General features: G+C 70.6%; 26 protein-coding genes. 17 read left to right on the top strand and 9 right to left on the bottom strand.

Going from position 1 to position 25,361, the window contains the following annotated elements; translation table 11 throughout:
• Window positions 1-14 precede the first annotated feature (14 nt).
• From G406_RS0131305 to G406_RS0131320, 4 genes are read left to right on the top strand one after another with little or no spacing between them, the layout of a single operon-like run.
• Window positions 15-758 carry a response regulator transcription factor gene (locus tag G406_RS0131305; RefSeq protein ID WP_028936858.1) on the top strand — a complete coding sequence of 248 codons (744 nt, stop codon included), beginning with the start codon at window positions 15-17 and terminating at the stop codon, window positions 756-758.
• Window positions 759-768: 10 nt separating this feature from the next.
• Entirely contained in the window at window positions 769-2,400 is a 1,632-nt protein-coding gene (locus G406_RS51035; RefSeq protein WP_084216566.1) for a sensor histidine kinase, read from the top strand.
• A gap of 26 nt (window positions 2,401-2,426) precedes the next feature.
• Window positions 2,427-2,828 (top strand): DUF6153 family protein, encoded by a 402-nt coding sequence (locus G406_RS0131315; RefSeq protein ID WP_028936859.1) that lies wholly within the window; start codon window positions 2,427-2,429, stop codon window positions 2,826-2,828.
• A gap of 53 nt (window positions 2,829-2,881) precedes the next feature.
• Window positions 2,882-3,454 (top strand): DUF305 domain-containing protein, encoded by a 573-nt coding sequence (locus G406_RS0131320; protein WP_245607279.1) that lies wholly within the window; start codon window positions 2,882-2,884, stop codon window positions 3,452-3,454.
• A 142-nt stretch (window positions 3,455-3,596) separates the two neighbouring features.
• Here G406_RS0131320 and G406_RS0131325 read toward each other — a convergent pair whose 3' ends face one another.
• Window positions 3,597-3,836, bottom strand: a complete 240-nt coding sequence (locus G406_RS0131325; RefSeq protein WP_028936861.1) for a hypothetical protein — start codon at window positions 3,834-3,836, stop codon at window positions 3,597-3,599.
• Between the two features lie 40 nt (window positions 3,837-3,876).
• Between G406_RS0131325 and G406_RS59880 the strand changes: the two genes are divergently transcribed.
• The 4 genes from G406_RS59880 (at window position 3,877) to G406_RS51040 (ending at window position 7,840) form a co-directional block, all read left to right on the top strand.
• Window positions 3,877-4,161: a putative leader peptide gene (locus tag G406_RS59880; protein WP_425414652.1), complete on the top strand. Its 285-nt coding sequence runs from the start codon at window positions 3,877-3,879 to the stop codon at window positions 4,159-4,161.
• Between the two features lie 81 nt (window positions 4,162-4,242).
• Window positions 4,243-5,373, top strand: a complete 1,131-nt coding sequence (locus tag G406_RS0131330; protein ID WP_028936862.1) for an LLM class flavin-dependent oxidoreductase — start codon at window positions 4,243-4,245, stop codon at window positions 5,371-5,373.
• Window positions 5,370-6,518: an LLM class flavin-dependent oxidoreductase gene (locus G406_RS0131335; protein ID WP_028936863.1), complete on the top strand. Its 1,149-nt coding sequence runs from the start codon at window positions 5,370-5,372 to the stop codon at window positions 6,516-6,518. The genes G406_RS0131330 and G406_RS0131335 overlap by 4 nt, the downstream gene beginning before the upstream one ends.
• On the top strand, window positions 6,515-7,840 hold the full coding sequence (locus tag G406_RS51040; protein ID WP_051342937.1) for an NtaA/DmoA family FMN-dependent monooxygenase: 1,326 nt from the start codon (window positions 6,515-6,517) through the stop codon (window positions 7,838-7,840). The genes G406_RS0131335 and G406_RS51040 overlap by 4 nt, the downstream gene beginning before the upstream one ends.
• A 35-nt stretch (window positions 7,841-7,875) precedes the next feature.
• On the opposite strand, the gene G406_RS0131345 is transcribed toward G406_RS51040, so the two are convergent.
• Together G406_RS0131345 and G406_RS0131350 are read right to left on the bottom strand one after the other, a co-directional pair.
• Window positions 7,876-9,279 (bottom strand): DHA2 family efflux MFS transporter permease subunit, encoded by a 1,404-nt coding sequence (locus G406_RS0131345; RefSeq protein WP_245607280.1) that lies wholly within the window; start codon window positions 9,277-9,279, stop codon window positions 7,876-7,878.
• Entirely contained in the window at window positions 9,276-9,851 is a 576-nt protein-coding gene (locus G406_RS0131350) for an NADPH-dependent FMN reductase (protein WP_028936865.1), read from the bottom strand. The genes G406_RS0131345 and G406_RS0131350 overlap by 4 nt, the downstream gene beginning before the upstream one ends.
• Window positions 9,852-9,905: 54 nt before the next feature.
• On the opposite strand from G406_RS0131350, the gene G406_RS51045 reads away from it, so the two are divergent.
• Window positions 9,906-10,586 (top strand): TetR/AcrR family transcriptional regulator, encoded by a 681-nt coding sequence (locus tag G406_RS51045; RefSeq protein WP_051342938.1) that lies wholly within the window; start codon window positions 9,906-9,908, stop codon window positions 10,584-10,586.
• Window positions 10,587-10,605: 19 nt separating this feature from the next.
• Window positions 10,606-10,932, top strand: coding sequence for a DUF3817 domain-containing protein (locus tag G406_RS0131360; RefSeq protein ID WP_028936866.1), 327 nt, complete (start codon window positions 10,606-10,608; stop codon window positions 10,930-10,932).
• Between the two features lie 100 nt (window positions 10,933-11,032).
• Here G406_RS0131360 and G406_RS0131365 read toward each other — a convergent pair whose 3' ends face one another.
• Window positions 11,033-11,485 carry a MarR family winged helix-turn-helix transcriptional regulator gene (locus G406_RS0131365; protein ID WP_028936867.1) on the bottom strand — a complete coding sequence of 151 codons (453 nt, stop codon included), beginning with the start codon at window positions 11,483-11,485 and terminating at the stop codon, window positions 11,033-11,035.
• 47 nt (window positions 11,486-11,532) lie between these two features.
• On the opposite strand from G406_RS0131365, the gene G406_RS0131370 reads away from it, so the two are divergent.
• The 3 genes from G406_RS0131370 to G406_RS54725 all read left to right on the top strand — a co-directional run bounded on the left by G406_RS0131370 (window position 11,533) and on the right by G406_RS54725 (window position 14,686).
• Window positions 11,533-11,991, top strand: a complete 459-nt coding sequence (locus tag G406_RS0131370; RefSeq protein WP_028936868.1) for a universal stress protein — start codon at window positions 11,533-11,535, stop codon at window positions 11,989-11,991.
• Window positions 11,992-12,357: 366 nt separating this feature from the next.
• Window positions 12,358-13,452: a right-handed parallel beta-helix repeat-containing protein gene (locus G406_RS51050; RefSeq protein WP_245607281.1), complete on the top strand. Its 1,095-nt coding sequence runs from the start codon at window positions 12,358-12,360 to the stop codon at window positions 13,450-13,452.
• Window positions 13,400-14,686 (top strand): right-handed parallel beta-helix repeat-containing protein, encoded by a 1,287-nt coding sequence (locus G406_RS54725; RefSeq protein WP_169736822.1) that lies wholly within the window; start codon window positions 13,400-13,402, stop codon window positions 14,684-14,686. The genes G406_RS51050 and G406_RS54725 overlap by 53 nt, the downstream gene beginning before the upstream one ends.
• A 424-nt stretch (window positions 14,687-15,110) precedes the next feature.
• On the opposite strand, the gene ilvD is transcribed toward G406_RS54725, so the two are convergent.
• Window positions 15,111-16,814 carry a dihydroxy-acid dehydratase gene (gene ilvD / locus G406_RS0131385; protein ID WP_028936869.1) on the bottom strand — a complete coding sequence of 568 codons (1,704 nt, stop codon included), beginning with the start codon at window positions 16,812-16,814 and terminating at the stop codon, window positions 15,111-15,113.
• A 58-nt stretch (window positions 16,815-16,872) separates the two neighbouring features.
• Entirely contained in the window at window positions 16,873-17,730 is an 858-nt protein-coding gene (locus tag G406_RS0131390) for an NAD-dependent epimerase/dehydratase family protein (protein WP_028936870.1), read from the bottom strand.
• Between the two features lie 209 nt (window positions 17,731-17,939).
• On the opposite strand from G406_RS0131390, the gene G406_RS0131395 reads away from it, so the two are divergent.
• On the top strand, window positions 17,940-18,665 hold the full coding sequence (locus G406_RS0131395) for a L,D-transpeptidase family protein (RefSeq protein ID WP_245607282.1): 726 nt from the start codon (window positions 17,940-17,942) through the stop codon (window positions 18,663-18,665).
• Between the two features lie 54 nt (window positions 18,666-18,719).
• Entirely contained in the window at window positions 18,720-19,499 is a 780-nt protein-coding gene (locus G406_RS54730; protein WP_051342941.1) for a phosphatase PAP2 family protein, read from the top strand.
• On the opposite strand, the gene G406_RS51065 is transcribed toward G406_RS54730, so the two are convergent.
• Entirely contained in the window at window positions 19,486-21,270 is a 1,785-nt protein-coding gene (locus G406_RS51065) for a hypothetical protein (RefSeq protein WP_037079430.1), read from the bottom strand. The genes G406_RS54730 and G406_RS51065 overlap by 14 nt on opposite strands.
• Window positions 21,271-21,323: 53 nt before the next feature.
• On the bottom strand, window positions 21,324-22,616 hold the full coding sequence (locus G406_RS0131410) for an amidohydrolase family protein (protein WP_028936872.1): 1,293 nt from the start codon (window positions 22,614-22,616) through the stop codon (window positions 21,324-21,326).
• Window positions 22,617-22,704: 88 nt separating this feature from the next.
• Here G406_RS0131410 and G406_RS51070 point away from each other — a divergent pair, with 88 nt between their 5' ends.
• Window positions 22,705-23,232, top strand: coding sequence for a MarR family winged helix-turn-helix transcriptional regulator (locus G406_RS51070; RefSeq protein ID WP_037079431.1), 528 nt, complete (start codon window positions 22,705-22,707; stop codon window positions 23,230-23,232).
• A gap of 19 nt (window positions 23,233-23,251) precedes the next feature.
• Window positions 23,252-24,034 carry a polysaccharide deacetylase family protein gene (locus tag G406_RS0131420; RefSeq protein ID WP_028936873.1) on the top strand — a complete coding sequence of 261 codons (783 nt, stop codon included), beginning with the start codon at window positions 23,252-23,254 and terminating at the stop codon, window positions 24,032-24,034.
• Window positions 24,035-24,121: 87 nt separating this feature from the next.
• Here G406_RS0131420 and G406_RS0131425 read toward each other — a convergent pair whose 3' ends face one another.
• Window positions 24,122-25,327 (bottom strand): FAD-dependent monooxygenase, encoded by a 1,206-nt coding sequence (locus G406_RS0131425; RefSeq protein ID WP_028936874.1) that lies wholly within the window; start codon window positions 25,325-25,327, stop codon window positions 24,122-24,124.
• Window positions 25,328-25,361: the final 34 nt, after the last annotated feature.

Genomic DNA, 25,361 nt, shown 5'->3' on the forward strand with positions numbered 1-25,361 from the left:
CCTGGCGCGCTGTCATGAACGCACCGGCGGCTTCCGAGGCGGGCAGGGGCCAGCTCCGCCGGCCGGACGGTAGTCCGGTGCGCGTTCTCGTCGTCGACGACGAGGCCACGTTGACCGAGCTGCTGTCGATGGCGCTGCGGTACGAGGGCTGGGACGTGCGCGGCGCGGGCGACGGCCTGAGCGCGGTGCGGCTGGCCAGGGAGTTCCGCCCGGACGCCGTGGTGCTGGACATCATGCTGCCCGACATCGACGGGCTCGAGGTGCTGCGCCGCATCCACGCCGAGTCACCGGACGTTCCGGTCCTGTTCCTGACTGCCAAGGACGCGGTGGAGGACCGGATCGCCGGGCTCACCGCGGGCGGCGACGACTACGTGTCCAAGCCGTTCAGCCTCGAGGAGGTCGTGGCCAGGCTGCGCGCGCTCATGCGCCGCTCCGGCCGCAGCTCCGTGCGCGCCGACGCGCTGCTGGTGGTCGGCGACCTGACGCTGGACGAGGACAGCCGCGAGGTGCACCGCGCGGGTGACGCGATCACCCTGACGGCCACCGAGTTCGAGCTGCTGCGCTATCTGATGCGCAATCCGCGCCGGGTGCTGAGCAAGGCCCAGATCCTGGACCGGGTGTGGAACTACGACTTCGGCGGTCAGTCCAACGTGGTGGAGCTGTACATCTCCTACCTGCGCAAGAAGATCGACGCGGGACATCCGCCGATGATCCACACGTTGCGCGGCGCGGGCTATGCGCTGCGTCCGGCGGAGTGACGCCCACCCGATGATCCGGCCGAAGGGCGGACTGGTCGAGCGACTGCGCGACCGTACCTCCGCCCTGCCGCTGCGTACCCGGATGTTGGTCGCCATGATGGCGATGCTGTTCGCGGTGTCGATGGTGGTCGGCGCGATATCCCTGGTGCTGCTGCGCCAGTACCTGATCGGACAGCAGGACCGGCAGCTGCAGGGCACCGCCACGAACCTCCTCGCGGCCGCCGACCACCGTCCGCCCCGTGACCAGGACTCGCGGGATCACAACGGGAGCGACAACGGCCCGTGGTTCCTGAACAGTCCTCGGCTGCCGGAGGAGACGATCGGTGCCCGCATCGTCGACGACGAGGTCCGCCAAGCAGGGGTACTCGACAAGTCCGGCGTCACGCAGCTGCTGGGTGATGACGCTCGACAGACCTTGCGCGACCTGCCGCAGGACAAGCACCAGCACACCCGCTACATCGACGGCCTCGGTGACTACCGGTTGTTCGCGGTGGCGAAGTCCGACCGCACCGTCTACGTCACCGGGCTGCCGCTGAGGTCGGTCAACGAAACGCTGCTGAACCTCGCCAAGATCGAGATCCTGGTGGCGCTCGGCGGGCTCATCGCGGCCGGCCTGATCAGCAGGTTGATCGTGCGCGCCGCGCTGCGCCCGTTACGGCGGGTCGCCGGGACCGCGTCCCGGGTGGCGCAGCTGCCGCTGGACCGGGGTGAGGTCGCGCTCGCCGAGCGGGTCGGGGCGAGGGACACCGACCCCCGGACCGAGGTCGGGCAGGTCGGCGGTGCGTTGAACCAGCTGCTGGAGCACGTGGCCTCGGCGCTGGAGTCACGCCAGGCGAGCGAGACGCAGCTGCGGCAGTTCCTCGCCGACGCCAGCCACGAGCTGCGCACGCCGCTGGCCGCGATCCGAGGTTACGCCGAGCTGACCCGCCGCAGCGCCGAGGACAGCATGCCGCCGGACGTCGCCCACTCGCTGCGCCGGATCAGCTCGCAGGCCGAACGCATGACCTCGCTCGTCGAGGACATGCTGCTGCTGGCCCGCCTCGACGCCGGGCGACCGTTGGCCCGCGAGCTCGTCGACCTGTCCCAGCTCGTGGTGGACGCGGTGAGCGATGCGCACGCGGCCGGTCCGGAGCACCGCTGGACGCTGAGCCTGCCGGACGAGGCCGTCACGATCACCGGGGACGCCGCGCGCCTGTCCCAGGTACTGGCGAACCTGCTGGCCAACGCGCGGGTGCACACACCGCCGGGGACGACCGTGCGCGCGGAGCTGAGCGGAACCCCGATGGAAGCGGTGATCAGGGTCCTCGACGACGGGCCCGGCATTCCGCCCGGGCTGATCCCGCACGTGTTCGGACGCTTCGCCCGGGGCGACAGCTCCCGGTCGCGCGCGGCGGGCAGCACCGGGCTCGGCCTGGCCATCGCGCACGCCGTGGTCGTCGCGCACGGCGGCTGGGTCGGGGTGGAGAGCGTGCCCGGCCGGACCGCGTTCACCGTCCGGTTGCCGGTCAACGGCTATCCCTGGGGACGGCCCCCGGCAGCGAACCCGTCGGTGGCGCCGACGCAACCGGTGCGCAGGCCGCTCGCGCCGCACCGGGTTCCCGCCGAGCAGAAGTCGATCGCCAACCCCGAGGCACCTGTCTGAACACCCCATGGGGGTACGGTGGGGACGTGGCCGCCCGGCAGACGCTCGTTGTGCGCTGGCTGCTGATCCTCGTGATCGGCGCCGGTGTGGTCGCCATGCACAGCGTCATGGGACCCAGCCTCATGGATCACCGCGGCGCCCCGCATCCGCCGAGCCACTCGATGGCGCACCACGCGCCGGACCAGTCGGGAGACATGCCCGGGCACAGCGGGCACGACGGCGCGTCCATGCTCGGGCACCTGTGCCTCGCGGTGCTCGGGGTGTTCGGGCTCGCGCTGCTGATCCTGCCGATGCTGCTCGCGGTGCTGCGCCGCCGCCAGGTGCGTCCCGCTCAGGAAGCACTCGGGTCGGTCGTGTCCGTCCGCCCGCGTGCGCCGCCGGCGCCGACCTCGCTGCGGCTCGCCGAGCTCTGTATCTCGCGGCGCTGATCCGCACCGGACTTTCGGTGCAGACCAACGCTCGTCAGATACGGAGAACCCCCGTGCAGATCACTCGAAACACCCGAAAGATGCTGACGGTGACGCTCGCCCTGATCGTCGCCACCCTGGTCGGCGGCTGTGGTGCGGCCGGACCCGACCACAACGCGGCGGACGTGACGTTCGCGCAGCAGATGATCCCGCACCACGCCCAGGCCGTCGAGATGGCGAAGGACGCCCCGGCCAAGGCGCAGTCGGCGCAGGTCAAACAGCTGGCGGCGGCGATCGAGGCAGCACAGCAACCGGAGATCGACCAGATGACGGCGATGCTGACCCGGTGGAACGCCCCGGTCCCGAAGGCCGACGACGACATGGCCGGCATGGACCACGGCTCGATGAACCACGGCTCGATGCCGGGCATGATGTCCGACCAGCAGATGGACCAGTTGGAGTCCGCGACCGGCGCGCAGTACGACCGCGAGTTCCTGACCATGATGATCGGTCACCATCAGGGTGCCGTGGACATGTCCGCGACCGAGCTGCGCGACGGCAGCGACGCCGAGGCCAAGGCGTTGGCGCAGAAGATCACCGACGCCCAGCGCACCGAGATCGCCCAGATGCAGGCGATGCTGCGGTAGGCCTGTGGTCCGGTTGGGTCCGTGAGTGTTGCGGCCGCCTATAGCCGGTCTACGCACTCACGGCGGAAAAGCTGTCGTGAGTGCGTAGACCGGCTACGCTTCGCGCCCCTTCGGGGTAGACGGCCGCAGCACTCACGAGGGGTCAGGTGATGGCGGGGTGGCGGCGCAGCGAGGAGCGCGCCACCGAGAGCTGGTGCGCGACCTCCGCCGTGATCACCTCGGCGGTGATGTCGGCGTGCTCACCACCTCTGGACAACGCTCGATAACGCCAGACGACGTCCTCCAGCGCGGTGAGGAAGTGCTCGGTGATCGCCTGGCGCTGGAACTGGCGGCTGTCAGCCGACACCGGAGCGGCGGCAGGCTGAGTACTGATGACGGACATGGCTATAGCTCCTGAGGGTGAACGGGATGTCAGCGGTGGGATGAGGTCTGACGATCCCGTCGACACAGGGCACTGGCCGTGCGCTTGTAGTCGAGGTGGCGGCGGCTCACGAGCTGCGGGTTCGTCGCCATACCTAACTAATACAGTCAAAATTCGGTTACTTCAAGCAGGTGTGCCGAGGTCGTGCAGATTCCGCTGGCGGTTGAAGCCCCCGGTGCACGCGCTTACTCTCGACGAAGTGGGAGACGGGATACGCACACAGTGGCTCGTGTCGCGTCGCCATGTGGATCTCTGTCGCACCGCCACCGCGATCTGTCCGGCCTGACCCCGGCGGTCGCCGCTTCGGCTGGTGCGCCGCCGCACGTGCAGTTCTCGTGACGTCCACCCCACCCGCCGAGAGGTTCCGATGACCGATCGATCGATCCCGCTCTCCGTGCTCGACCTGTCCCCGGTGCCGGCCGGCGGCACCGCGACGGACGCGCTGCGCAACACGATCGACCTCGCGCAGGCCGCCGAGCGGGCCGGCTACCACCGCTTCTGGGTCGCCGAGCACCATCTGGCCGAGGGCGTGGCCTCGGCGGCGCCCGCCGTGCTCGTGGCGCTGATCGCGGGGGCGACCGACCGAATCCGGGTCGGCTCGGGTGCGGTCCAGCTCCCGAACTCGCCGCCGCTGCTGGTCACCGAGCAGTTCGGCACGATCGCGGCGCTGCACCCGGACCGGGTGGACCTCGGTCTCGGCCGCTTCGACCTGCGCAAGATCCTCAACAAGCGGACCGGTGGCGGGCCGCCGGACGTGCCGGACCGCGAGGTCGACGGCCTGGTGCTGCCGCGTCCGAGCAGCTACCCGGGTGATCCGGCGACGTACGAGATCCTGGGCCGCTTGCTCGACTACCGGCTCGACGAACCCGCGCCGGACTACACCGAACAGATCGCCGACGTGCTCGCGTTCATCGCGGGCAGCTACCCGGGCGCGCACGGCGAGCGGCTGCACGTCCTGCCGGCCGAGGGCTCCGACATGCAGATCTGGGTGCTGGGGTCGAGCCCGGGGGAGAGCGCGAAGGCCGCCGGTGCGGCCGGGTTGCCGTTCGCGGCGAGCTACCACATCCAGCCGAGCTTCGTCCTGGAGACGGTCGAGGCGTACCGGGTGGCGTTCCGGCCCTCGGACCGGTTGGCCGCGCCGCACGTCATGGTGTCCGCCGACGTGGTGGTCGCGGACGACGACGAGACCGCGCGCGAGCTCGCCGCGCCGTACGGGGAATGGGTCCTGGAGATCAAGTCCGGGCGCGGCGCGAAGCCGTACGTCACCCCGGAGCAGGCGCGGGCCCGGCAGTGGACCGACGAGGAACGGGCCGGCGTCGCGGACCGCCTCGCCACCCAGTTCGTCGGCTCGCCGAGCACCGTCGCGGACCGGCTGCACGCTCTGGCCAGTGCGACCGATGCCGACGAGGTGCTGGTCACGAGCGTCACGACCGACCACACCGACCGGGTACGCAGCCACGAGCTGCTGGCCAAGCACTGGAAGGGGGCGTCGGCATGACCCATCTCGCTGTCGAGCTGGATGGTGCCGGCAGGCACCCCGCCGCGTGGCGGTTGCCGGACGCCCGTCCCGCCGAGCTGCTGCGCGCCGGCTACTGGACGGACCTCGCGCGCCTGGCCGAGGCGGCGCGGGTGGATTTCCTGGCGATCGGCGACTCCTTCGTGCCACCGGCGACGGGTGAGGAGCAGCTGGTGCGCGGCCGCTTGGACGCGGTGGCGATCGCGGCCAGGATCGCCCCGCTGACCAGCACGATCGGTCTGGTCCCGACCGCGACCGTGACCCACACCGAGCCGTTCCACCTGTCCAAGGCGATCGCCACGCTGGACTTCGTGAGCCTCGGGCGGGCCGGCTGGCAACCGGCCGTGTCCCGCTCGCAGCGCGAAGCGGACCTGTTCGGCCGTAAGGACGCCGCCCCACCCGAGACGCTGTGGCGGGAAGCCGCCGACGCGGTCGAGGTGGTGGCCCGGCTGTGGGACAGCTGGGAGGACGACGCGGTCATCCGGGACGTCACGACCGGCCGTTACGTCGACCGGGACAAGCTGCACTACCTGGACTTCAGCGGCGAGTTCTTCTCGGTCAAGGGCCCGTCGATCACGCCGCGTTCGCCGCAGGCCCACCCGCCCGTGGTGATCAGGGCCGACGAGCGGGAGGCTCTCGAGGTCATCGGCCGCTGGGCCGATGTGGCACGGGTGTCCGCACCGGATCTCGCGGGTGCCGCTGACGCCCGGGACCGGATCCGGGACGCGGTCGCCGCCGCGGGTCGGGATCCGGACTCGGTCGCCGTCCTGTGGGACATCGAGGTGCTGCTCGCCGCCACGGCGGACCGGGCCGCGCGGGTGCTGGCCCAGCTCGACGACTGGGACGGCGGCGTCTCGGAGCCGGCCGGTGGAACGGCCCAGCTGATCGGCACCGCGGCGAAGCTGGCCGACCTGATCGGTGACGCTACCCTCGGCGGTGCCGCGGACGGCGTCACGCTGGTCCCGCTGGCGTTGCCGAACGGGCTGCGCGCGGTGGCGGACGACCTGGTCCCGCTGCTGGTCGACCGTGGGCTGCGCCCGGCGCAGGCGCCGAACGGCACGCTGCGAGAGCGCTTCGGGCTGCCCCGCCCGGCCAACCACTTCACCGCCGCGGAGGTCTCCGCGTGAGTGCGAAGAAGCAGGTGCACCTCGCCGCGCACTTCCCCGGGGTCAACAACACCACGGTGTGGGGTGACCCGGAGTCCGGCAGCCAGACCGACTTCTCCTCGTTCGTCCACTTCGCCCACACCGCCGAACGCGGCCTGTTCGACTTCCTGTTCCTTGCCGAAGGCCTGCGGCTGCGCGAGCACCGGGGCCGCATCCACGACCTGGACGTCGTCGGGCGCCCGGACACGTTCACCGTCCTGAACGCACTCGCCGCGGTCACCACTCACCTGGGGCTCGGCGGCACGATCAACACGACGTTCAACGAACCGTACGAGATCGCCACCCAGTTCGCCTCGCTCGACCACCTGTCCGGCGGTCGCGCCGCGTGGAACCTGGTGACCAGCTCGGACGCGTTCACCGGGGAGAACTTCCGGCGCGGCGGCTTCCTGAAGCCCGAACAGCGCTACGACCGCGCGGCCGAGATCCTGGAGGTGGCGAAGAAGCTGTGGGACAGCTGGTCGGACGACGCGGTGCTCGCAGACCAGCGCGCCGGGGTGTTCGCGGCGGACTCGTCGATCGGCTGGGTCGCCCACCACGGTGAGCAGTTCGACGTGCGCGGACGGTTCGGGGTGCCGCGCAGCCCGCAGGGCTACCCGGTGCTGCTGCAGTCCGGCGACTCCGACGCGGGCCGCGAGTTCGGTGCCGCGACTGCCGACGCGATCTTCTCCCGGCACGGCACCCTCGAGTCCGGTCAGGCGTTCTTCAAGGATCTGAAGGGCCGCATGCCGCGCTACGGCAGGCATCCGGACGACCTGAAGATCCTCCCCGCCGCGACCTTCGTGCTCGGCGACACGGCCTCGGACGCCGAGGAACGCGCCGATCACGTCCGTCGCCAGCAGGTCGGAGGACAGACCGCGATCGCGTTCCTCGAACAGGTGTGGGGCCGCGATCTCTCGTCGTACGACCCGGACGGCCCGCTGCCCGACGTCGACCCCGACCCGGAGGGCGTGTCGATCACGCGGGGCCGGGTGCGGCACGAGAAGGACACGGTCGCGCTGGGCAAGCAGTGGCGGGAGCTGGCCGAGTCACGCAACCTGAGCATCCGCGAGCTGATCATCGAGACCACCGCGCGGCAGTCGTTCATCGGCACGCCGTCGCAGGTCGCGCAGCAGATCGACGACTACGTGCAGGCCGACGCCAGCGACGGTTTCATCCTGGTGCCGCACCTGACCCCGGGTGGCCTGGACGACTTCGTCGACAAGGTGATCCCCGAGCTGCAGAACCGGGGCAGCTACCGCACCGCCTACACCGGCGACACCCTGCGCGACAACCTGCTCACCTGACCCGTGAGTGATTTCGGCTGCCTTGGCAGCCGAAATCACTCACGGGTCTGTTCGGCGGCGGTCAGCCAGAGGGCACCGGCCACGCCGAGGACCGAGGCGCCGGTGAGCCACCAGAACACCGTGTGGAACGCGGCTGCGGCGCCGAGCGGGAGTGTGCCGGTCAGGACGACGGCGAACAGCGCGCCGCCGAGTGCCCCGCCGATCCGGGACAGGATGTTGACCAGCGTCGTCGCATCGGGCAGCTGCTCGGCGGTGACCGCCCGGAACGCCGAGACGGTCGGCGGCATCATCGCGGCGGCGATCGCCACGCCCCGCAGGACCAGCAGCGCCTGCACCAGCACGTCGCCCGCGTGCAGGTCCATCAGCGCGAACGGCAGCGTCGTGACGACGGAACCGATGCCGCCGGCCACGCACACCCGGCCGCCGCCGAAGCGGTCCACCCACCGCCCGACGAGCGGCAGCGCCACGACGTTGCCGACGCTCATCGAGATCAGCAGCAGACCGGTGTTCAGCGTGTCCTCGCCGCGACCGACCTGGAAGTACAGCGGGAACAGCAGCCCGGCACCGAACATCGCGGCGCTGGCAAACGCGCTGGTCACACCGGCGGCGGCGAAGCGCGGGACCACGAACAGCCGCAGATCCAGTACCGGCCGGGCGTGCCGGACGCTCCGGACCGCGAAACCGGCGAGTGCCAGCAGACCGATCGCGAGCGGCACCCCGACCGCCCAGGGGCCGCCCCCTTCGCCCCACCGCGCGAATCCGTAGACGACCAGCGGGACCGCGGCGCTGATCAGCGTCAGGCCGGGCCAGTCGAGCCGCCCGCCGTCGACGTCGGCGCCCCCTCCGGGCAGGTAGCGCAGGCCCAGCGCGATGCCGAGGGCCCCGATCGGCACGTTGATCCAGAACAGCCACGGCCAGGGCGCGAACCGCAGCAGGAGCCCGCCGGCGGCGGGACCGAGCGCGGGCGCGAGCGTCATGACCACGCCCAGGGTCGCCATGACCCGGCCCAGTCGTCCCGGCCCGACCGACCGTCCGATCACGGTCAGCCCGGCAGGCACGACCAGCCCGGCGAACAGTCCCTGCAGCACCCGTAGCGCGATGAGCCAGCCGAGCGAACCGGCCAGCGCACACAGCGCGGACGCGACGGTGAAGCCGGCCAGTGCCAGGAGCCACAGCCGGGACGGTCCGAGCCCGCGGGTGAGCCAGCCCGAGGCGGGCAGGGAGACGGCGAGCGCCAGCAGGTAGCCGTTCGCCAGCCACTGCACGGCGTCCAGGCCTGCGCCGAGGTCCCTCGCCACGGTGTCCAGGCCGACGTTGACGACCGAGGTGTCGAGCTGGCCGGTGAACGCCCCGAACGCGATGATCGCGGCGATCCGCCACACGTGGCGGGGGATCGGACCGGTGCCCTCGGCGGTGTCCGGTGCGGCCGAGGTGGTCATCGGACCGTGGCCATCCGTACCGATCGCAGCGCGCCCGACCAGCTCAGCAGCTCGTCGAGCAGCATGTCCAGCTTCTGCACCTGGAACGCGCGTGGGGTCGGCTCGCCGTCGGTGAAGTCGTCCATCAGCGACAGTGCGGCGGTGGACCGGACGTCCGCGATCCTCAGTTCGCCGAGGATGCAGCGCAGGTGCTCGGCCGCCCGCGCGCCACCGGCGTCCACACCGTAGCTGACGATCCCGGCGGCCTTGTCGTTCCACTCGCGGTACAGGTAGTCAAGGGCGTTCTTCAGCGCCGCCGGGACCGAGCGGTTGTACTCCGGCACCGCGAACACGAAGCCGTCGAACCCCTCGACGGTCTCCGCCCAGGCCTTCGTGTGTGGCTGCAGGTAGTGGCCGTGGATGGCGGGATCCGGCTCGTCGAGCAGCGGCAGGCGGTGGTGGGCGAGGTCGACGAGCTCGAACTGGGCCGTCGACCGGGACCGGGCCCGGCCGAGCACCCAATCGGCGACGGTTCCGGCTCGGCGACCGGGTCGGGTACTGCCCAGCACGATGGCGATCCTCAGCGGTTCCATGCAAAGTAAAGTAAAACGTGTATGGCAGAAAAGCAAGGGATAGGGTGACGCGCCATGGAGGAGGACAGTCGGCCCCGGCGTGGCCGGGCACCCAAGCGCGCGGCCATCCTGGACGCGGCACGCAGGGTGTTCGGCAGGGACGGCTACTCGCGGACCAGCATCGACGCCATCGCAGGCGAGGCCGCGGTGTCGACCAGAACGATCTACAACCACTTCGAGGGCAAGGAACAGTTGTTCGCCGTCGTCCTCAAGTCCAGCGCCACCCAGGTCGCCGAGACGTTCGAGACCACGCTGCGCTCCGAGCTGGGCGACGAGCCGTCGAGCGCCACCAGGCTGGAAGCGGATCTCGTGGTGATCGGGCGTGCTCTGCTGCGGCAGTCACTCGACCACCCCGAGCACTTCGCGATGATCCGGCAGATCACCGCCGAGGCGCCGCACTTCCCGGACGCGGTGCTGCGCGACTGGCGCGATGCGGGTCCGCTCCGGGTGCGGCGGGCGGTCGCCGACCGGCTGGCGGCCTTCGCGCGGCAGGGGTTGCTGCGGGAGGTGGAGCCGTTCCGGGCCGCCGGTCACCTGGTCGCGCTCACCTCGGCGGAGCTGACCTCGCAGTACCGGCCGTGGGGCGACCCACCGACGGACGCCGAGGTGGACGATGCGCTCCGTGCCGGGGTCGCGGCCTTCCTGCACGGGTATGTGTCCGACCCGACGCCGACCGGTGCGGCGCCTTCGGACTGAGCTCGGGCAGAGTGGTGCCATGGAGCAATCGCGCGACGAGTCCTACTGGTTCCGGATCTCCGCGATCGCCGAGGCGATCTCCTGGACCGGGCTGCTCATCGGCATGGTGTTCAAGTACCTCGTGGTGTTCGACGAGATCGGCGTGAAGATCTTCGGGCCGATCCACGGGGTGCTGTTCCTGGTCTACGTCGCCCTGACGATCGTGGTCTGGCGCCGTCGCAACTGGTCCACCGGCGTGGGCCTGTGGGCGCTGTTCTCCAGCATCCCGCCCTACGGAACGATCGTCTTCGAGCGCTGGGCGACCCGCCACGGCAAGCTCGCACAAGCGACCGGCGCGCTCAGCTAGCCTCGTCGGCCGACACCGCGCACCGCTCGTCCACGCCGCGCGGTGTGCACATGGCGCGGTGTGGCCGCATGGTGCGCGGTGTGCGAGGAGGGGTTGGCCTTCACAGGCGGCCGGACGACGTACCGAGGTCGATCAGGCGGGTGAGGGCGGGCAGGGCGGCCATGATGCTGCGCTCGTCCTCCGGCGGCAGTGCCGCGAGCAGGTCGGTCAGCTGGGCCGCCCGGTACTGCTGACGGTGACGCAGCATCTGCAGACCGGCCTCGGTGATGTGGACCATCACGACGCGGCGGTCGTCCGGGTGGTCGCGCCGCTCGGCGAGACCCTGGCGCTCCAGCCGTGACACCAGCTGGGTCATGGCCGGCTGGGTGACGCCTTCGCCGATGGCGAGATCCGACAGCCGGCCCGGCCCGGCCGTGGCCAGTCGGTACAGGGTGGACGCCGTGGTCAGGCTGACTCCACCGCTCGGGCTGAGCAGTCGTAGCAGCGAGATCAGGCGTTCGAGCCCGGCGGCGATCTCGTGATGATCGACCGAGGAGACCGGAGTTTCTGTCACGTCACAAAGTCTATCAGTAACTTATGAAAGAGAGTTATAGTATTGGCATGTCCAACGTGACGCCGAACCACTGCTCCGGCGACGGCCCCGGGGTGATCCTGGTAGCCATCGACGGCTCCACCACATCCAGCCGAGCGGGAGCGTGGGCCGCCGGGCTCGCGCGCCGGCAGGGGTCACGACTGCTCTGTGTGTACGTAGCGAACCAGCCGGCGTTCGCCAGCATGGCAATGGGCATGGGTGGCGAGATACCGGTCAACTTCGGTAACGACGAGGTGGCCAAGGAGATTCTTGAGGATGTCCGGGCAAATGCCAAGGCCTACCAGGTGAGTGCCGAGTTCCTGGTGCGCTCCGGCGACCCGGTCACCGAGATCGAACGGGTCGCGGACGAGGTGAAGGTGGACGCCGTGGTGGTCGGGGCGTCGACCCAGGCGGGGCACCGGCTGATCGGCTCGGTCGCGGTACGTCTGGTCCGTGCCGGTCGGTGGCCGGTCACGGTGGTCCCGTGATGTCCGCGATCCGTGCGCCATTCGGCGGCTGAACCGGGGACCGCGATCAACGGCATGTGTGCTGCGCCATTCGGCTCTTGATCGGCCGTTCGCCGCGCCAATATGTGCGATGGCCTCACTGACCGCAACCTTTTGCAGCGGTGGGTATCACCCATCCGATACCTTTCCTCACGGATCAGCGAAGGTCAGGTAACAAAATGGGCGCGGAATCCCCAGTCCGCACGGCTGCCCACACCCCGATGGGTCACAGCCGGAGCCCATACCGACCGGTGGTCCGGAAGGTAGGACATGTCACGGCACCGCTCCCCAGGTGGCCGTCGTCGGGCGCCCAGCGCGCCCCGACGAGCGGCATCGCATGCCCGGTTAGTGAAGGCCGGCCTGGCCGCCATCGCCACGGGTGCGCTTCTTGTGGCCGGCACCGCGCTGGTCGGGTCGTTGCGACACGACCCGATCGGGCCGTTCGGCGACTCGACCCAGGCAGCCGGACTGGAGGGCGAGCAGCCCCAGGCCGCGCCGATCCTGCCACCCGTTCCGGACCCCGCCGCCGAGGCGGCAGCCAAGGAGGAGCAGGAGAAGGACGAGGCCGCCGCCAAAGCCAAGAAGGAGGCCGCCGCCAAGAAGAAGGCGGCCGCGGCCGATGACGGCGGCACCGTCTCGTTGGTCAACTGCACCAAGCAGGTGACCTCCGGGGCCGCGCTGACCCAGGCCATCTCCGCCGCGAAGGCGGGCGACAAGATCTGTGCCACCGGCAACATGGGAGCCAGCAGGCTCACCGTGTCCAAGGGCGGAACCGCGACCAACCCGGTGCAGATCGTCGGCAACGGCACCACCGCGATCAAGGGCATCACGATCGACGCGAGCAACGTCGTGGTCAGCGGATTCACCTCGATCGGCCCGAAGGCCCCCGGCATCGAGCTGACCGGCAACAACATCACCGTCTCGAACAACACGGTGAAGCACCCGACCGGCGGTGACTACGACGGCCTGCGGTTCTTCGGCAACAACCTCAAGATCCTGAACAACACGATCACCGACATCAGCCCGGACGGCAGCGGTGCGCACGCCGACTGCATGCAGACCTTCGCGAGCGACACCCCCGCCAGCCAGAACGTGTTGATCAGCGGCAACAAGTGCCAGCGCATCGACAACCAGTGCCTCATCGCGGAAGGCCCGAACGACGGCGAGGGCGACGGCAAGGGCACCACGTCCAACATCACCTTCGCCAACAACGTGTGCGAGGCCAACGCGTCGCAGGCGCTGATGATCGAGGACGTCAAGAACATGGTCGTCCGCAACAACACGATCAGCGGCAAGGTGGACAAGGCGTTCGCGTTCGACATCGGATCGACCGGCGCGAAGGTGCTGGGCAACAAGCTCGCGTCCGGTATCGGCTACGAGGTCGGGATGGATGCGACCTCGAAGTCGGGTTACCAGGGCCCGGCCGTGGGTGGCGGTCCCTGACCCGATGGCCGGTAGACGACGACGGTCCCCCTCGGCGGTCCGCGGAGCTGGTCGACAGCTCGGCGGGCCGCTGGTCATCCTGTTCATCCTGGTTCCCGCGCTCGGGCCCGCGGGGATTCCGGCGCTCCTCACGCTCGATCGACCCGCCGTCGTCGACAGTGCCGACGAGGCCGTCGTGCCGGTGGAGGCTCAACGTCTGGTCCCGGCACCCGACGAGAAGCTGGACGCCGCGGGTTTTCCGCTGACCGATCGCACGGCGGCCGAGCCGGCGAAACAACCTTCGGTCACTCTCGCCGCGTCCGGCAAGCCCGGTTGCGTCGGCTCCTCGAGCGGCGCATTCACCTCGGGCTCGACGGCCGGGAGCACCGGCGACACACCGGTCGCCGTGCCGCGCTCCGGCGGGCGCAGGGTGCCGGTCTCGACCGCGTCCGCGCTGACCGCCGCCCTGTCCTCGGCGCGTCCCGGCGACACCATCGAGCTCGCCGACGGCCGATACTCCGGCAAGTTCGTCACCACGGTGGCCGGTACGGCGGCCAACCCGATCACCCTCGTCGGGTCCTGCGCGGCGGTGATCGACGGCGGTTCCGGCAGCGGCTACGCGCTGCACCTCAACGGTGCGAGCTACTGGCGGCTCGCCGGGTTCACGATCACCGGCGCCGACAAGGGCGTGATGACCGACCGCACCGGCCACGCCGTGCTGTCACACCTGACCGTGGGAAACAGCGGCTCCGAAGCAGTGCACTTCCTCAACTTCAGCTCCAACAACGTGATCCAGCACAGCCTGATCCACCACACCGGCAAGACGAAGCCGCAGTTCGGTGAGGGTGTCTACTTCGGGTCGGCGAAGTCGAACTGGGGGATCAAGTCCGGCGGCAAACCAGACCTGTCGAATGGCAACCGGGCACTGAACAACCAGTTCCGCTCCACCACCGCGGAGAACATCGACGCGAAGGAGGAGACCAGCGGTGGCGTCATCGCGGGCAACTCCTTCGACGGGTCCGCGATCAGCGGCCAGAACTCGGCCGACTCGGTGGTCGACGTGAAGGGTGTGCGCTACCGCGTGGTGAACAACCGCACGAGCGGCGCCAGCAGCGCACTGAAGGACCTGATCCAGACCCACGTGATCACCCAGCCCGCCACCTCGGGCTGCAACAACACCTTCGCCGGCAACACCTTCACCGGCTCAGGCTTCACCGGCAACGAGGTCCTGGAAGACAAGAAATGCACAACCTGACCTCGTGAGTGATGAGGGCGTCTACCGCGAAGCGGCGCCGAAGGCGTAGCCGGAGTGGGCACTCACGACAGCTTTTCCGTCGTGAGGGTCCAGTCCGGCTATAGGCGGCCTCAGCACTCACGAGGACCCCGAGGCCGTGCACTCTGTGCACGCGGTCGGGACCACGGCCCCGTGCCCGGCTTAGCCCGTGCCCGGCTTCAAGGCATCTCGGCTTCGCCGTCGACTCGTGAGTGGCAAGGGCGCCTATAGGCGCCCGGATCACTCACGACGGAAAAGCTGTCGTGAGTGCTCCGAGCGCCTACGCCTGCGGCGCCGCTGCGCGGTAGACGCCCTTGCCACTCACGAGGGCGCCGCTGCGCGGTAGACGCCCTTGCCACTCACGAGGGCGCCGCTTCGCGGTAGACGCCCTTGCCGCTCACGGGACTCACGAGCAGATTGCTCCGTGGGCTGCTGAGCCGACCAGCTTCACGTACTTGCCCAGGACGCCTGTGCGGATCGCGGGGGGCAGGGGTTCCCAGCCTTCGCGGCGGCGCGCCAGCTCCTCCTCGGGGACGTCCAGCTTCAGCTCGCGGGTCGTCATGTCCAGGGTGATCTGGTCGCCGTCCCTGACGAAGGCGATCGGGCCGCCTTCCGTGGCCTCGGGGGCGATGTGGCCGATGCACAGGCCCGTGGTGGCGCCGGAGAACCGGCCGTCGGTGATCAGCAGGACGTCCTTGCCGAGGCCGGCGCCCTTGATCATGCCGGTGACCGCGAGCATCTCGCGCATCCCCGGCCCGCCGCGCGGTCCCTCGTAGCGGATCACCACGACGTCGCCGGCCGTGACGGTGCCGTCTGCGACCGCGTCCAGCGCGCCCTGCTCCCGCTCGAACACCCGGGCGGTGCCGGTGAACACCGCCGAGTCGAAGCCGGCGCTCTTCACCACGGCGCCGTCGGGGGCGAGCGAGCCGCGCAGGATCGTCAGACCGCCGGTGGGATGGATGGGGTTGTCCATCTTGTGGACGATCTTGCCGTCCAGGTCGGGCGGGGCGAGGTCGGCGAGGTTCTCCGCGAGGGTGCGGCCGGTGACGGTCAGCACGTCACCGTGCAGGACACCCGCGTCCAGCAGCGCACGCATCACCACCGGCACGCCGCCGACCTGGTCGACGCTGGCCATCACGTACGAACCGAACGGCTTGACGTCGGCGAGGTGCGGGACCCGGTCGCCGACCCGGTTGAAGTCGTCCAGGGTCAGGTCGACCTCGGCCTCGCGGGCGATCGCCAGCAGGTGCAGCACCGCGTTCGTCGAGCCGCCGAACGCCATGACCACGGCGATCGCGTTCTCGAACGCCTCCTTCGTCAGGATCTGGCGCGCCGTGATGCCCTTCGCGATGAGGTTCACCACCGCCTCACCGGACGCCCTGGCGATGCCGTCGCGGCGCCGGTCCACGGCGGGCGGGCTCGCCGAACCGGGCAACGCCATCCCGAGCGCCTCGGCCGCCGAGGCCATGGTGTTCGCGGTGTACATGCCGCCGCAGGCGCCTTCGCCCGGACAGATCGCCTTCTCGATCTCGGTCAGCTCCTCGCGCGTGATCAGGCCCTTGTAGCAGGCGCCGACCGCCTCGAACGCGTCGCTGATGTTGACCTCGCGTTCACCGACCTTGCCGGGCATGATCGAACCCGCGTAGACGAACACGCCGGCCAGATCGAGCCGCGCGGCGGCCATCAGCATGCCGGGCAGGCTCTTGTCGCAGCCGGCCAGCAGCACCGTGCCGTCCAGCCGCTCCGCCTGCACGACGGTCTCCACCGAGTCGGCGATGATCTCCCGGCTGACCAGCGAGTAGTGCATCCCGACGTGACCCATGGAGATGCCGTCGGACACCGAGATGGTGCCGAACTCCATCGGGAACCCGCCCGCGCGGTGCACACCCTCCTTCGCGGCGAGACCGAGCCGCTGCAGCGACAGGTTGCACGGGGTGATCTCGTTCCAGCTGGACGCGATCCCGATCTGCGGCTTGTTGAAGTCCTCGTCGCGCATGCCGACGGCGCGCAGCATGCCGCGCGCCGCGGTGCGCTCCAACCCGTCGGTGACGTCGCGGCTGCGCGGCTTCAGGTCGTGTGCTGTCGTTGATCCGCTGGTCGGAGCAGACATCAGTGCCTCTCGGTGGCGGGTGGGTGAGTCCGGGAGGTGCCAGTCTGCTCCGACCGGATCAACTCAGCGAGGTGAAGCCCGTCCGCCAGGTCGGGTACCTCGGGGTCCAGCCGAGCTTGTTCCTGGCCAGGGCGTTGGTGGCGCCGCGCTGCCAGCCCGCCCGGGTGTCGTCGGTGGCGACCGGGGGAGCGGGTTCACCGAGCGCCTCGGCCAGCGCGGGCAGCCAGTCGCGTGCCGCCGCGGGTTCGTCGTCGACGACGTTGACCGCGCCTGCCGGCCAGTCCAGCGCGGCGAGGGCGGCCAGCGCCGCGTCCTCGACGTGCACGAACGAGCTGACCGCCGCGTCCGCCGTCAGCTCGCCGGCACGCAGCTGCCTGGCGACCTGCTCGTCGGCGGAGTACCAGGTGCCGGGCCCGTAGAGCAGGCCGTAGCGCAGGATCACGTGGTCGTCGAGCTCGGTGACCGCCTCTTCCAGCGCCCGCACACTGCCGATCGTGCCTGACCGGGGCGCGGGGGCGTCGACGTCCAGCGGGGTCGTCTCGTCGGCGGGTTCGCCGCCCGCCTCGTACGCCCAGGCGATCGACTGCGCGAGCATGCGGGTGACCCCGGCGGCGCGGGCCGCGTCGACCAGGTTTCGGGTGCCCTCCCTGCGGACCCGGCCGTGCGCGGCGAAGTCCAGCTCACCCAGAGCGGTCAGCTGATGCACGATCACGTCGGGCGCCGCCGCGCCGACGGCCTCGTGCAGCCGCTCGGCGTCGAGCGCGTCGGCGAGCACCCCCTCGGCGCCGAGCGAGTTCACCAACGCCACGCCGTGCCCGGACCGCGACGTTCCGGTGACCTGGTGGCCCTGTTCGACCAGCAACGGCACGAGCTGGCGTCCGATCGCGCCGGTTGCGCCGGCAACAAAAATCCTCATGCCGTCACGCTAGGACCCGGCACGCACGTTCGGCAGGGCCACACCGCACCATCCCCAACGGTCCACTTCCCCCACCACCCACCTCCGGATGGCACGAATGTGGCTATAGGGACACTGAGCGTCCCTATAGCCACATTCGTGCCATTGGGGGTGAGGTGATCGGGTGGGCCGCGGGGTGGTCGGGTGGGTGGTTTGAGAGAGTGGGGGTGATGCCTCGACGTGAATCGGTGTGCCTGAAGTCGGCCGTGCTGGCTCTTGTTCTGTTCGCGACGGTGGTCGCCTCGGGCGGAGCCGCCCGTCCGGTCGAGCTCGCCGGGCACGTCACGCCCGCCGTCACGGGGCTTCCACCTGGAGTGAACGCGCCGGAGGGCAGCAACCAGCTGGTCACCGTGCTCGTCCCGAACGGCGCCAGCACGTCGGGCACGCTGCAGGCCTGGTCCCGGGGCCCCGGCGGGGCCTGGACCTCGGCGCTCGGTCCGGTGCGGGTGCGGGTCGGCACGCAGGGCGTCGGCACGACCAACGAGAGCCTGAACCGGACTCCGCGCGGCACCTTCGACCTGCCGAGCGCTTTCGGCCGCCAGGCGAACCCGGGCACGAAGATGCCCTACCGGAAGGTCGACAACAGCGACTGGTGGGTCAGCGACTCGCGCAGCGCCGCCTACAACACCTACCGCCGCTGCGCCCCCGGCAGCTGCACGTTCGACGAGAAGGCCGGGGAGAACCTGGGGCGCGCCGGCGCCAGCTACGACTACGCCGTGGTGATCGGCTACAACACCGCGCCGGTTCGCTCCGGGGCGGGTTCGGCGTTCTTCGTGCACGTGGACGCAGGCGTCGCGTCGGCGGGCTGTGTGGTGACGCCGCGCGACTCGGTGATCGCCCTGCTGCGCTGGCTGGACCCCGCGCAACATCCGCGCATCACGATCGGCCTCGGCTGACGTCATTCCCAGGCTCTCAGGAGTCTCCTAAGCAGCGTCGATACCGTGGGACCAATGAGGTTCGCCGACGGATTTCTGCTGCTGTCGCTGGTCATCCTGCTCGCGGTGGTCTCGGCGGGCATCCTCACGGTGATCGCCAACCGGGCGGGCCGCCGGGTTCCCTCGGTGCCGCCGCTGTTCTGGGTGGGCGCGGGGATCACCGCCGTGCTGCTGGTGGCCCAGTCGGTGGTCGTCGACGCGGTGGAGGACAGCACCGAGGGCGCCACCGGTGGTCTCGGTGCGCTGGACCAGCCGGTGCTGGACTGGTTCGTGGCGAACCGGACGGGCTTCTGGACCGGCGTGGCGCTCGTGCTCGCGGCGATCGGCGGCACCGCCGCGATGAGCCTGCTGACCCTCGCGGCCACGGTGATCCTCTGGCGTACGGACCGGCGGGACCAGGCTGTCGTCGTCGCACTCACGGCGGCAGGCTCCGGGCTGCTCGTCCTCGGGTTCAAGACGCTCTACCGCAGGCACCGGCCGCCGCCGATCGAGCAGGTCGTCCACTATGCGGGGCACTCGTTGCCCTCGGGGCACACGCTGGGCTCGACCGTGGTGCTCGGCGTCATCGCGGCCGTCGCCTACCTGAACCTGCGCAGCGCGTCGCACCGGCACCTGGTGATCGCCGGCGCGGTCGTTCTGGCATTCGCCATCGGGGTCAGCCGCATCTACCTGGCGGCGCACTGGCTGACCGACGTGCTCACCGGATGGTTCCTCGGCGGCGCCTGGCTGGCGGCCGCGGTGACGGTCCTGGCCTGGCTGCGCACACTGGACCGCAGCGAGGCTAGCCGCCGGTGAGCGCGCGGGCGTTCCACACGACCACGCCGTCGCGGCCCTGACCCGGACCGAGCAGCTGGTCCACCGTCGTGCGTAGCGCTTCGAAGTTCGGCTGGGCGGCGGCGAGGACCACCGCGTCGGCGTTCCAGTAACGCAGATCGGCGACCGCCTGCGCCTGGTTCGCGGTGGTGAGCGCCGGGACGGCCCCGGTCTGGGCGACACCGGTGAGCAGCGCCGAGGTGGGCGTGGGCACGGCACCGTAGGTGCCGTCCTTCGACGGGCCCGCCGGTCCGACGAAGTAGCCCTCCGCGATCGGGAAGCGCAGCCCCGCAACGACCTGCCAGTGCAGCGGACTCGCATACCCGGCGGCCGGCAGCGGCACGGTGACCAGTGTGTGGCCGGGTCGCACGTACTGCTCCCACGCGCCGTCGGTGAAGAACGCGGGTGCCGCCGGTCGCGGCTCGACGGTGAACCGCACCGGCAGGATCGGGATCACCGCGAGCGACAGCGCCACGAACCACAACCGGCGCGGGGTCAGCCAGCCGAGACCGCGCACCGGGTTCGGCATCGAGGCACGCAGCATCTGGTCGCTGGCCAGCGCGAGCAGCATCCCGATCGCGGGCAGCGCCGCGAACGTCATCCGCGCTTCGATGAGCGACTCGAACAGCGGCAGCTTGCCCATCAGCAGCCACGGACCGGGAATGCCGGTGGGCTGACCGTAGAGCAGGGCGTGCCCGCCGTAGGACATAGCGAAGATCACCAGGACGGTGATGCCGGCCAGCCGCGCCGGGATCTCGCGCCACAGCCACACCATCACGATGGCCAGCAGCCCGATCAGCGGCCAGCCGAAGAACGAGTTCTGCTCGGTCGGGTTGTCGACGTACTGACCGGGGTTGACGAGCTGACCGCCGAAGGACTGCCGGGGCAGCGAGACGAACGCGCTCAGGTCGTTGCCCGCCGGTCCGTGCAGCAGCGACTTGTAGCTGGCCGGCCCGAAGAACTGCATCCACAGCGGATAGCCGACCAGCCACACCGCGATGAGGGCCCCGAGACCGATCCCGGGCAGAGCACGCCGGGCGGCGGCGAGCACCTGCGCCGGGCGCATGACCAGCCAGGCCAGCACCATGACCAGGAGACCGGTGGCCAGGATGAGCAGCGGCTCCTCACCGATCAGCACCTGCAGGGCGACCAGCAGCCCCAGGATCAGACCGTCTCGCAGCGTGCGGCCGCGCTCGGCCAGCCGCAGAAGCCACAGCACGATGACGGGCAGGACGAACATCGCGGTGAAGTTCGGGTGCGCGTGGGCGTGCGAGATGACCGGTGGTGCGAACGCGCAGCACGCCCCGCCGATCCCGGCGGCCCACCGGGACTGCACGAGGTGCCTGGAGAACACCACGTACCAGCCGGTCGCGGTACCGGCGAGCCCCGCGGTGAGGATGACCGCCCAGGTGACGGTCGGGCCGAACAGCCAGGTCAGCGGCGCGAGGGGAACCGCGAGACCGGGCATCGCGGTGTTGCCCATCAGGTTCACGCCGAGCGGGTAGTTCTGCAGCGTCGAGAACAGCGGGACGTGCCCGTGCGCGAGACCCTGGGCCTGCACCGCGAAGAACCACTCGAAGAGGTTCTGGTCCTCGCCGCTGTCCACCAGGTAGCCGTGGCTCAGGTCGAGCCACAGGTCCACGTACAGGACGAAGGCCACCAGGAAGTAGGCGAGGACGATGATGCCGTCGAGTACCCGGGGGCGGGCCAGCGGCGGCATCTTGGTCGGCTCGGCGGACGCGGTGACGGTCAACGAACGATCACATCCCCGGGGCCGGTGTTACGGCTGGCCACAAGGTGCGAACCTTACCCGGCCATCGCCCGTTCGGCCGAAGCGGTTACCAGGTCCCTGGCCCTGGACAGGTCGGCGACCAGTCGGCCGCCCCGTTTGACGGTTCGACCCGCCACGATGACCGTGTCCACCATCCCGGGGTGCGCGGCGAGTACGACCGCGTCGGCGGCGTCGTGGACCGGGAAGAGGCCGACCGAGCCCGCCCGCAGCAGGATCAGATCGGCCGCCTTGCCCGGCTCGAGCGACCCGATCCGGCCGCTGAACCCGACGGCCTCGGCGCCGTAGGTGGTGGCCATCCGGAGTGCCTCGCGGGCTGGCAGCGGCGTCTCGTCCTCCGGGGCGCCGGTGCGGTGCGCGGCGAGCGCGAACCGCATCTGGGTGAACAGGTCCGAGGCGGCGACGGTCTCCGAGTCGACGCTGAGGCTGGGCCGCAGCCCGGCGGCGAGCATCCGGCGCAGCGCGACGCATGCGCCGAGGCCCGGCATGGTGAGCTCGATCTGCGGACTGATCGAGACGCTGCCGCCGTGCTCGGCCAGCAGCCGCAGGTCGGCCTCCGGGGCACCGTTGGCGTGCACGATCGTGAGGTCGGGACCGAGCAACCGGGCACTGTGCAGCGCGGCGATCCCGCGCCGCATCGAGTCCGGCCTGCCGCCCGCGACGTGCGCGGTGATCGGGACGTCCAGCTCCCTGGCCAGCGCGAAGTCCGCGGCCGTGGTGTCCAGGTCGGTGAAGTCGGGGCCCAGCGCACCCATCGCGAGCGTCACCGGCGCGCCGTCGTCGGCGAGCAGTTCCGCGCGGACCCGACGGATGTCCCCGGGGTGGCCGGCATACGGCTGACCGGCGCGGATCGGCCCGCAGTGGGCGAAGACCGCTCGGATGCCGGCGTCGCGCAGCGCGGCGACGGAGGCGTCGGAGTGCGCGGGTGAGGTTTGGATGTGTGCCCAGTCGACGAGTGTCGTGATGCCCGCGTCCAGGGCGGACAGCGCACCCCACAGTGTGCCCGCGTAGACGTCCTCGGGACGGAATCGCGCGCCGATCCGGCCGAGCAGCTGCTCCAGGTAGTCGCCGAGCGACCACTGCGCGCCCTGGTGCCGCAGTGGTGTCTGCCAGGTGTGGCGGTGGGTGTCCACCAGCCCGGGCAGCACCAGCATGCCGGTCGCATCGAGCTCCTCGGTGCCCGGCGCAACGGTCACCTGCTCGTCGACGGCGCTGATGATCCCGCCGTCGAACAGCACGTCACCGACTGCGAGCTCGCGGTCTCCGCCGTCCATGGTGACCACCCGGCCGCCCCGGATCACGGTTGCCATCAGAAGTCCTCTCAGTAGAAAGCTTTTGAGAAAGCTTACTGAAAAGCTTGGTGTAAAGCTATCGGATAGGTGGCGATACGCTCCGGTCATGAGTGCCAGCCCCGGGTTTCGTGACGTGGTCGACGATGTGGCGGCGGCGTGGCGGACCGAGCTGCCGGCGGTCGCCGGTCTCCCGCTCGAGCTGACCAAGCGCGTCGCCCGGCTCGCCGGGCTCGTCGACGCGGCGACCGAGATCGAGCTGGAGCGGCTGGGACGGACCAAGGCCGAGTACGAGGTCCTGTCCAAGCTGCGTTCCGCCGGCCACCCTTACCGGCGCAAGCCGCACGAGCTGGCGTCCTCGCTGCTGCTGTCCTCGGGTGGGACGACAAACGTCCTGCACCGCCTGACCGCGGCCGGGCTGGTGCGCAGGGAAGCCGACCCGGACGACCGCCGCAGCGTGCGGGTCCAGCTCACGCCGGAGGGTGTGCGGGCGGCCGAGGAGGTCGTGCTCGCGGCGAACGCCGCTCAGGCGGCGCTGCTCGGTCGGCTGCCCGACGACACCGCTCGCACCCTCGCGGACCTGCTGCGCGACGTCCTCGCCGTCCTGGATCCGGGGGGCGTGCGGACCCTCAGCTAGGTCCGGCCATGATGGGCCGATGAGCGAATCGGGTTCGGCCCGGCTCCCGAGACGGGCGCTCCTGCGGGGCGGCGTCGCGGCGGGAGCACTACTGGGGCTGGCGGCATGTTCACCCGCCGAGCCGGAACCGGCCCCGCCGCCTCCCGCCGCGCCCCCGACGACGACAGCGGCCGCCGCGCCGCCGCCTTCGGCAGCCCCGACCGGTCCCGCCGAGGAGCTGGTCCACGCGACCACCGGGCGGCCCGAGGTCGCGCTGACCTTCCACGGCGCCGGCAACAACACGCTCGACCGCAAGGTACTGGAGGCCCTCGCGAACGGCGGTGCGCACGTCACGGTGCTCGCCGTCGGCACCTGGCTCGCGCAGTACCCCGACCTGGCGAAGATGGTCACCGACCTCGGCCACGAGCTGGGCAACCACACGTGGTCGCACAAGACCATGACCAAGCTCAGCGTCGCCCAGCAGCGCGCCGAGATCGAACGGTGCCGCGACCAGATCGACAAGCTGACCGGCGGCCCCGGCGCCTGGTTCCGTCAGTCAGCCGCCCAGCACGCCACGCCTGAGCTGCTGAAGCTGGCCGGCGCGGCGGGCTACCGCCGGGTGCTGTCCTACGACGTCGACTCCCTCGACTGGACCGACCCGGGCCCCGCGACGGTGCGCACCCAGCTACGCAAGGCGAAGGCAGGCAGTGTCGTGAGCATGCACCTGGGCCACCAGGGCACGCTGACCGCGATCCCCCAGATCCTGGCCGACCTGAAGCAGCGGAACCTGACTCCGGTCACGGCGACCACCCTGTTCGCCTGATCCCACGTAGCGAGCCGCACTTCGCACACTCGGCCTGCACCTCGCATACCGCACAACCCGTGCGAAGTGCGGGCGCGCCGTGCGAAGTCAGCCCAGCTCGAGTGGTCCGTAGGTGGGCAGGTCCACCGCGTTGACGACCTTCCTCATCTGGTACCGCGCCAGCCAATTCGTCGGTGGGTACGGCATGAGCCGGAACGCCTGAAGCAGGATCCACAGGCCGATCCAGCTGCTCGTGGCGTGCTGCTTGGCGCCGCTCCGCCCCATCCTCTGCGCGGCTGTGACGGACCCGCGCATGATCTTCTGGTACTTGGTGAACGCGGTCGCGTGGTCGTCGGGCGAGCCGGCCAGCTCGCCCGCGAGCACGTAGGCGCCGACCACCGCGAGGCCGGTGCCCTGGCCGGAGCTGGGCGCGGAGCAGAACGCGGAATCGCCGAGCAACACGACCCTGCCCTTCGACCAGGATTTCAGTTTCACCTGGCTGAACGAGTCGAAATAGAAGTCCTGCGCCTCGTCCATCCGGTCGAGCAGCCAGGGCACCTCCCACCTCATGCCCGCCAATCGGGAGCGCAGCAGTGCCTGCTGGCCCTGAGTGTCGCCCTGGTCGTAGTCCGCGCGGGTTCCGGCGAAGCTCAGCATCGCCGTGGCCTCGGAGTTGGCGTGGCTGCCGCGGATCATGGCGGTGCGGTTCGGCTCGCAGTAGGCGAGTATCCAGCTGTCCAGCTCGAGCCGGTTCGGGACGGTGAAGGACGCCGAGCACACGCCTAGATCGGTGACGTGCTCGGACTCCGGGCCGAACACCAGCTCCCGCAGCCCGGAGCGCAGCCCGTCCGCGCCGACGACCAGGTCGACGCGCAGCTGGCCGCCGCTGGCGAGGACCACGTCGACGCCGTCGGAATCCTGGTGCAGCGCCGTGACGTGATCGCCGAAGATGTATTCGACGTCGTCCCGGGTGGCCTTGTGCAACACCGAGGACAGATCGCCGCGCAGGATTTCGATCTCCGCGATCAGGTCGTCACCGCGGTACAGGTCCGCCGACACGCTGGCGAGCCGCTTGTTGCTCGCGTTCACCACCGACATCCCTCGGGTATCGATGCACGCGGCGCTGACCGCGCCCGTCAGGCCCATCCGCTCGACGGCCTTCCGGGACGTGCCGCGCAGGTCGATCGCCTGGCCACCCGGGCGCGGCGCGGGCGCGCGTTCGAGCACGGTGACCGTGAAGCCGTAGCGGTGCAGCCAGTGCGCGAGGGCGGGACCGGCAATGCTGGCGCCGCAGATCAGGACGTGCTTGGTCATCCGTGCTCCGAACTTGTCGGTGGTGGCGGCTAGC

Source organism: Actinospineispora spinosispora DSM 44797 (assembly GCF_000429025.1).
GTDB classification, from domain to species: Bacteria; Actinomycetota; Actinomycetes; order Mycobacteriales; family Pseudonocardiaceae; genus Pseudonocardia; species Pseudonocardia spinosispora.

Excerpts from the sequence above, each read along its gene's own strand:
- G406_RS0131305 (WP_028936858.1), top strand. The coding sequence starts at position 15 with ATGAACGCACCGGCGGCTTCCGAGGCGGGCAGGGGCCAGCTCCGCCGG.
- G406_RS0131395 (WP_245607282.1), top strand. The coding sequence starts at position 17,940 with ATGCCTCGACGTGAATCGGTGTGCCTGAAGTCGGCCGTGCTGGCTCTT.
- G406_RS0131345 (WP_245607280.1), bottom strand. The coding sequence starts at position 9,279 with ATGACCACCTCGGCCGCACCGGACACCGCCGAGGGCACCGGTCCGATC.
- G406_RS0131425 (WP_028936874.1), bottom strand. The coding sequence starts at position 25,327 with ATGACCAAGCACGTCCTGATCTGCGGCGCCAGCATTGCCGGTCCCGCC.
- G406_RS54725 (WP_169736822.1), top strand. The coding sequence starts at position 13,400 with ATGCGACCTCGAAGTCGGGTTACCAGGGCCCGGCCGTGGGTGGCGGTC.
- G406_RS59880 (WP_425414652.1), top strand. The coding sequence starts at position 3,877 with ATGAGGTCTGACGATCCCGTCGACACAGGGCACTGGCCGTGCGCTTGT.
- G406_RS0131390 (WP_028936870.1), bottom strand. The coding sequence starts at position 17,730 with ATGAGGATTTTTGTTGCCGGCGCAACCGGCGCGATCGGACGCCAGCTC.
- G406_RS0131410 (WP_028936872.1), bottom strand. The coding sequence starts at position 22,616 with ATGGCAACCGTGATCCGGGGCGGCCGGGTGGTCACCATGGACGGCGGA.
- G406_RS51035 (WP_084216566.1), top strand. The coding sequence starts at position 769 with ATGATCCGGCCGAAGGGCGGACTGGTCGAGCGACTGCGCGACCGTACC.
- G406_RS0131350 (WP_028936865.1), bottom strand. The coding sequence starts at position 9,851 with ATGGAACCGCTGAGGATCGCCATCGTGCTGGGCAGTACCCGACCCGGT.
- G406_RS51045 (WP_051342938.1), top strand. The coding sequence starts at position 9,906 with ATGGAGGAGGACAGTCGGCCCCGGCGTGGCCGGGCACCCAAGCGCGCG.
- G406_RS51070 (WP_037079431.1), top strand. The coding sequence starts at position 22,705 with ATGAGTGCCAGCCCCGGGTTTCGTGACGTGGTCGACGATGTGGCGGCG.
- G406_RS0131335 (WP_028936863.1), top strand. The coding sequence starts at position 5,370 with ATGACCCATCTCGCTGTCGAGCTGGATGGTGCCGGCAGGCACCCCGCC.
- G406_RS0131325 (WP_028936861.1), bottom strand. The coding sequence starts at position 3,836 with ATGTCCGTCATCAGTACTCAGCCTGCCGCCGCTCCGGTGTCGGCTGAC.
- ilvD (WP_028936869.1), bottom strand. The coding sequence starts at position 16,814 with ATGTCTGCTCCGACCAGCGGATCAACGACAGCACACGACCTGAAGCCG.
- G406_RS0131420 (WP_028936873.1), top strand. The coding sequence starts at position 23,252 with ATGAGCGAATCGGGTTCGGCCCGGCTCCCGAGACGGGCGCTCCTGCGG.
- G406_RS54730 (WP_051342941.1), top strand. The coding sequence starts at position 18,720 with ATGAGGTTCGCCGACGGATTTCTGCTGCTGTCGCTGGTCATCCTGCTC.
- G406_RS0131330 (WP_028936862.1), top strand. The coding sequence starts at position 4,243 with ATGACCGATCGATCGATCCCGCTCTCCGTGCTCGACCTGTCCCCGGTG.
- G406_RS0131360 (WP_028936866.1), top strand. The coding sequence starts at position 10,606 with ATGGAGCAATCGCGCGACGAGTCCTACTGGTTCCGGATCTCCGCGATC.
- G406_RS0131370 (WP_028936868.1), top strand. The coding sequence starts at position 11,533 with ATGTCCAACGTGACGCCGAACCACTGCTCCGGCGACGGCCCCGGGGTG.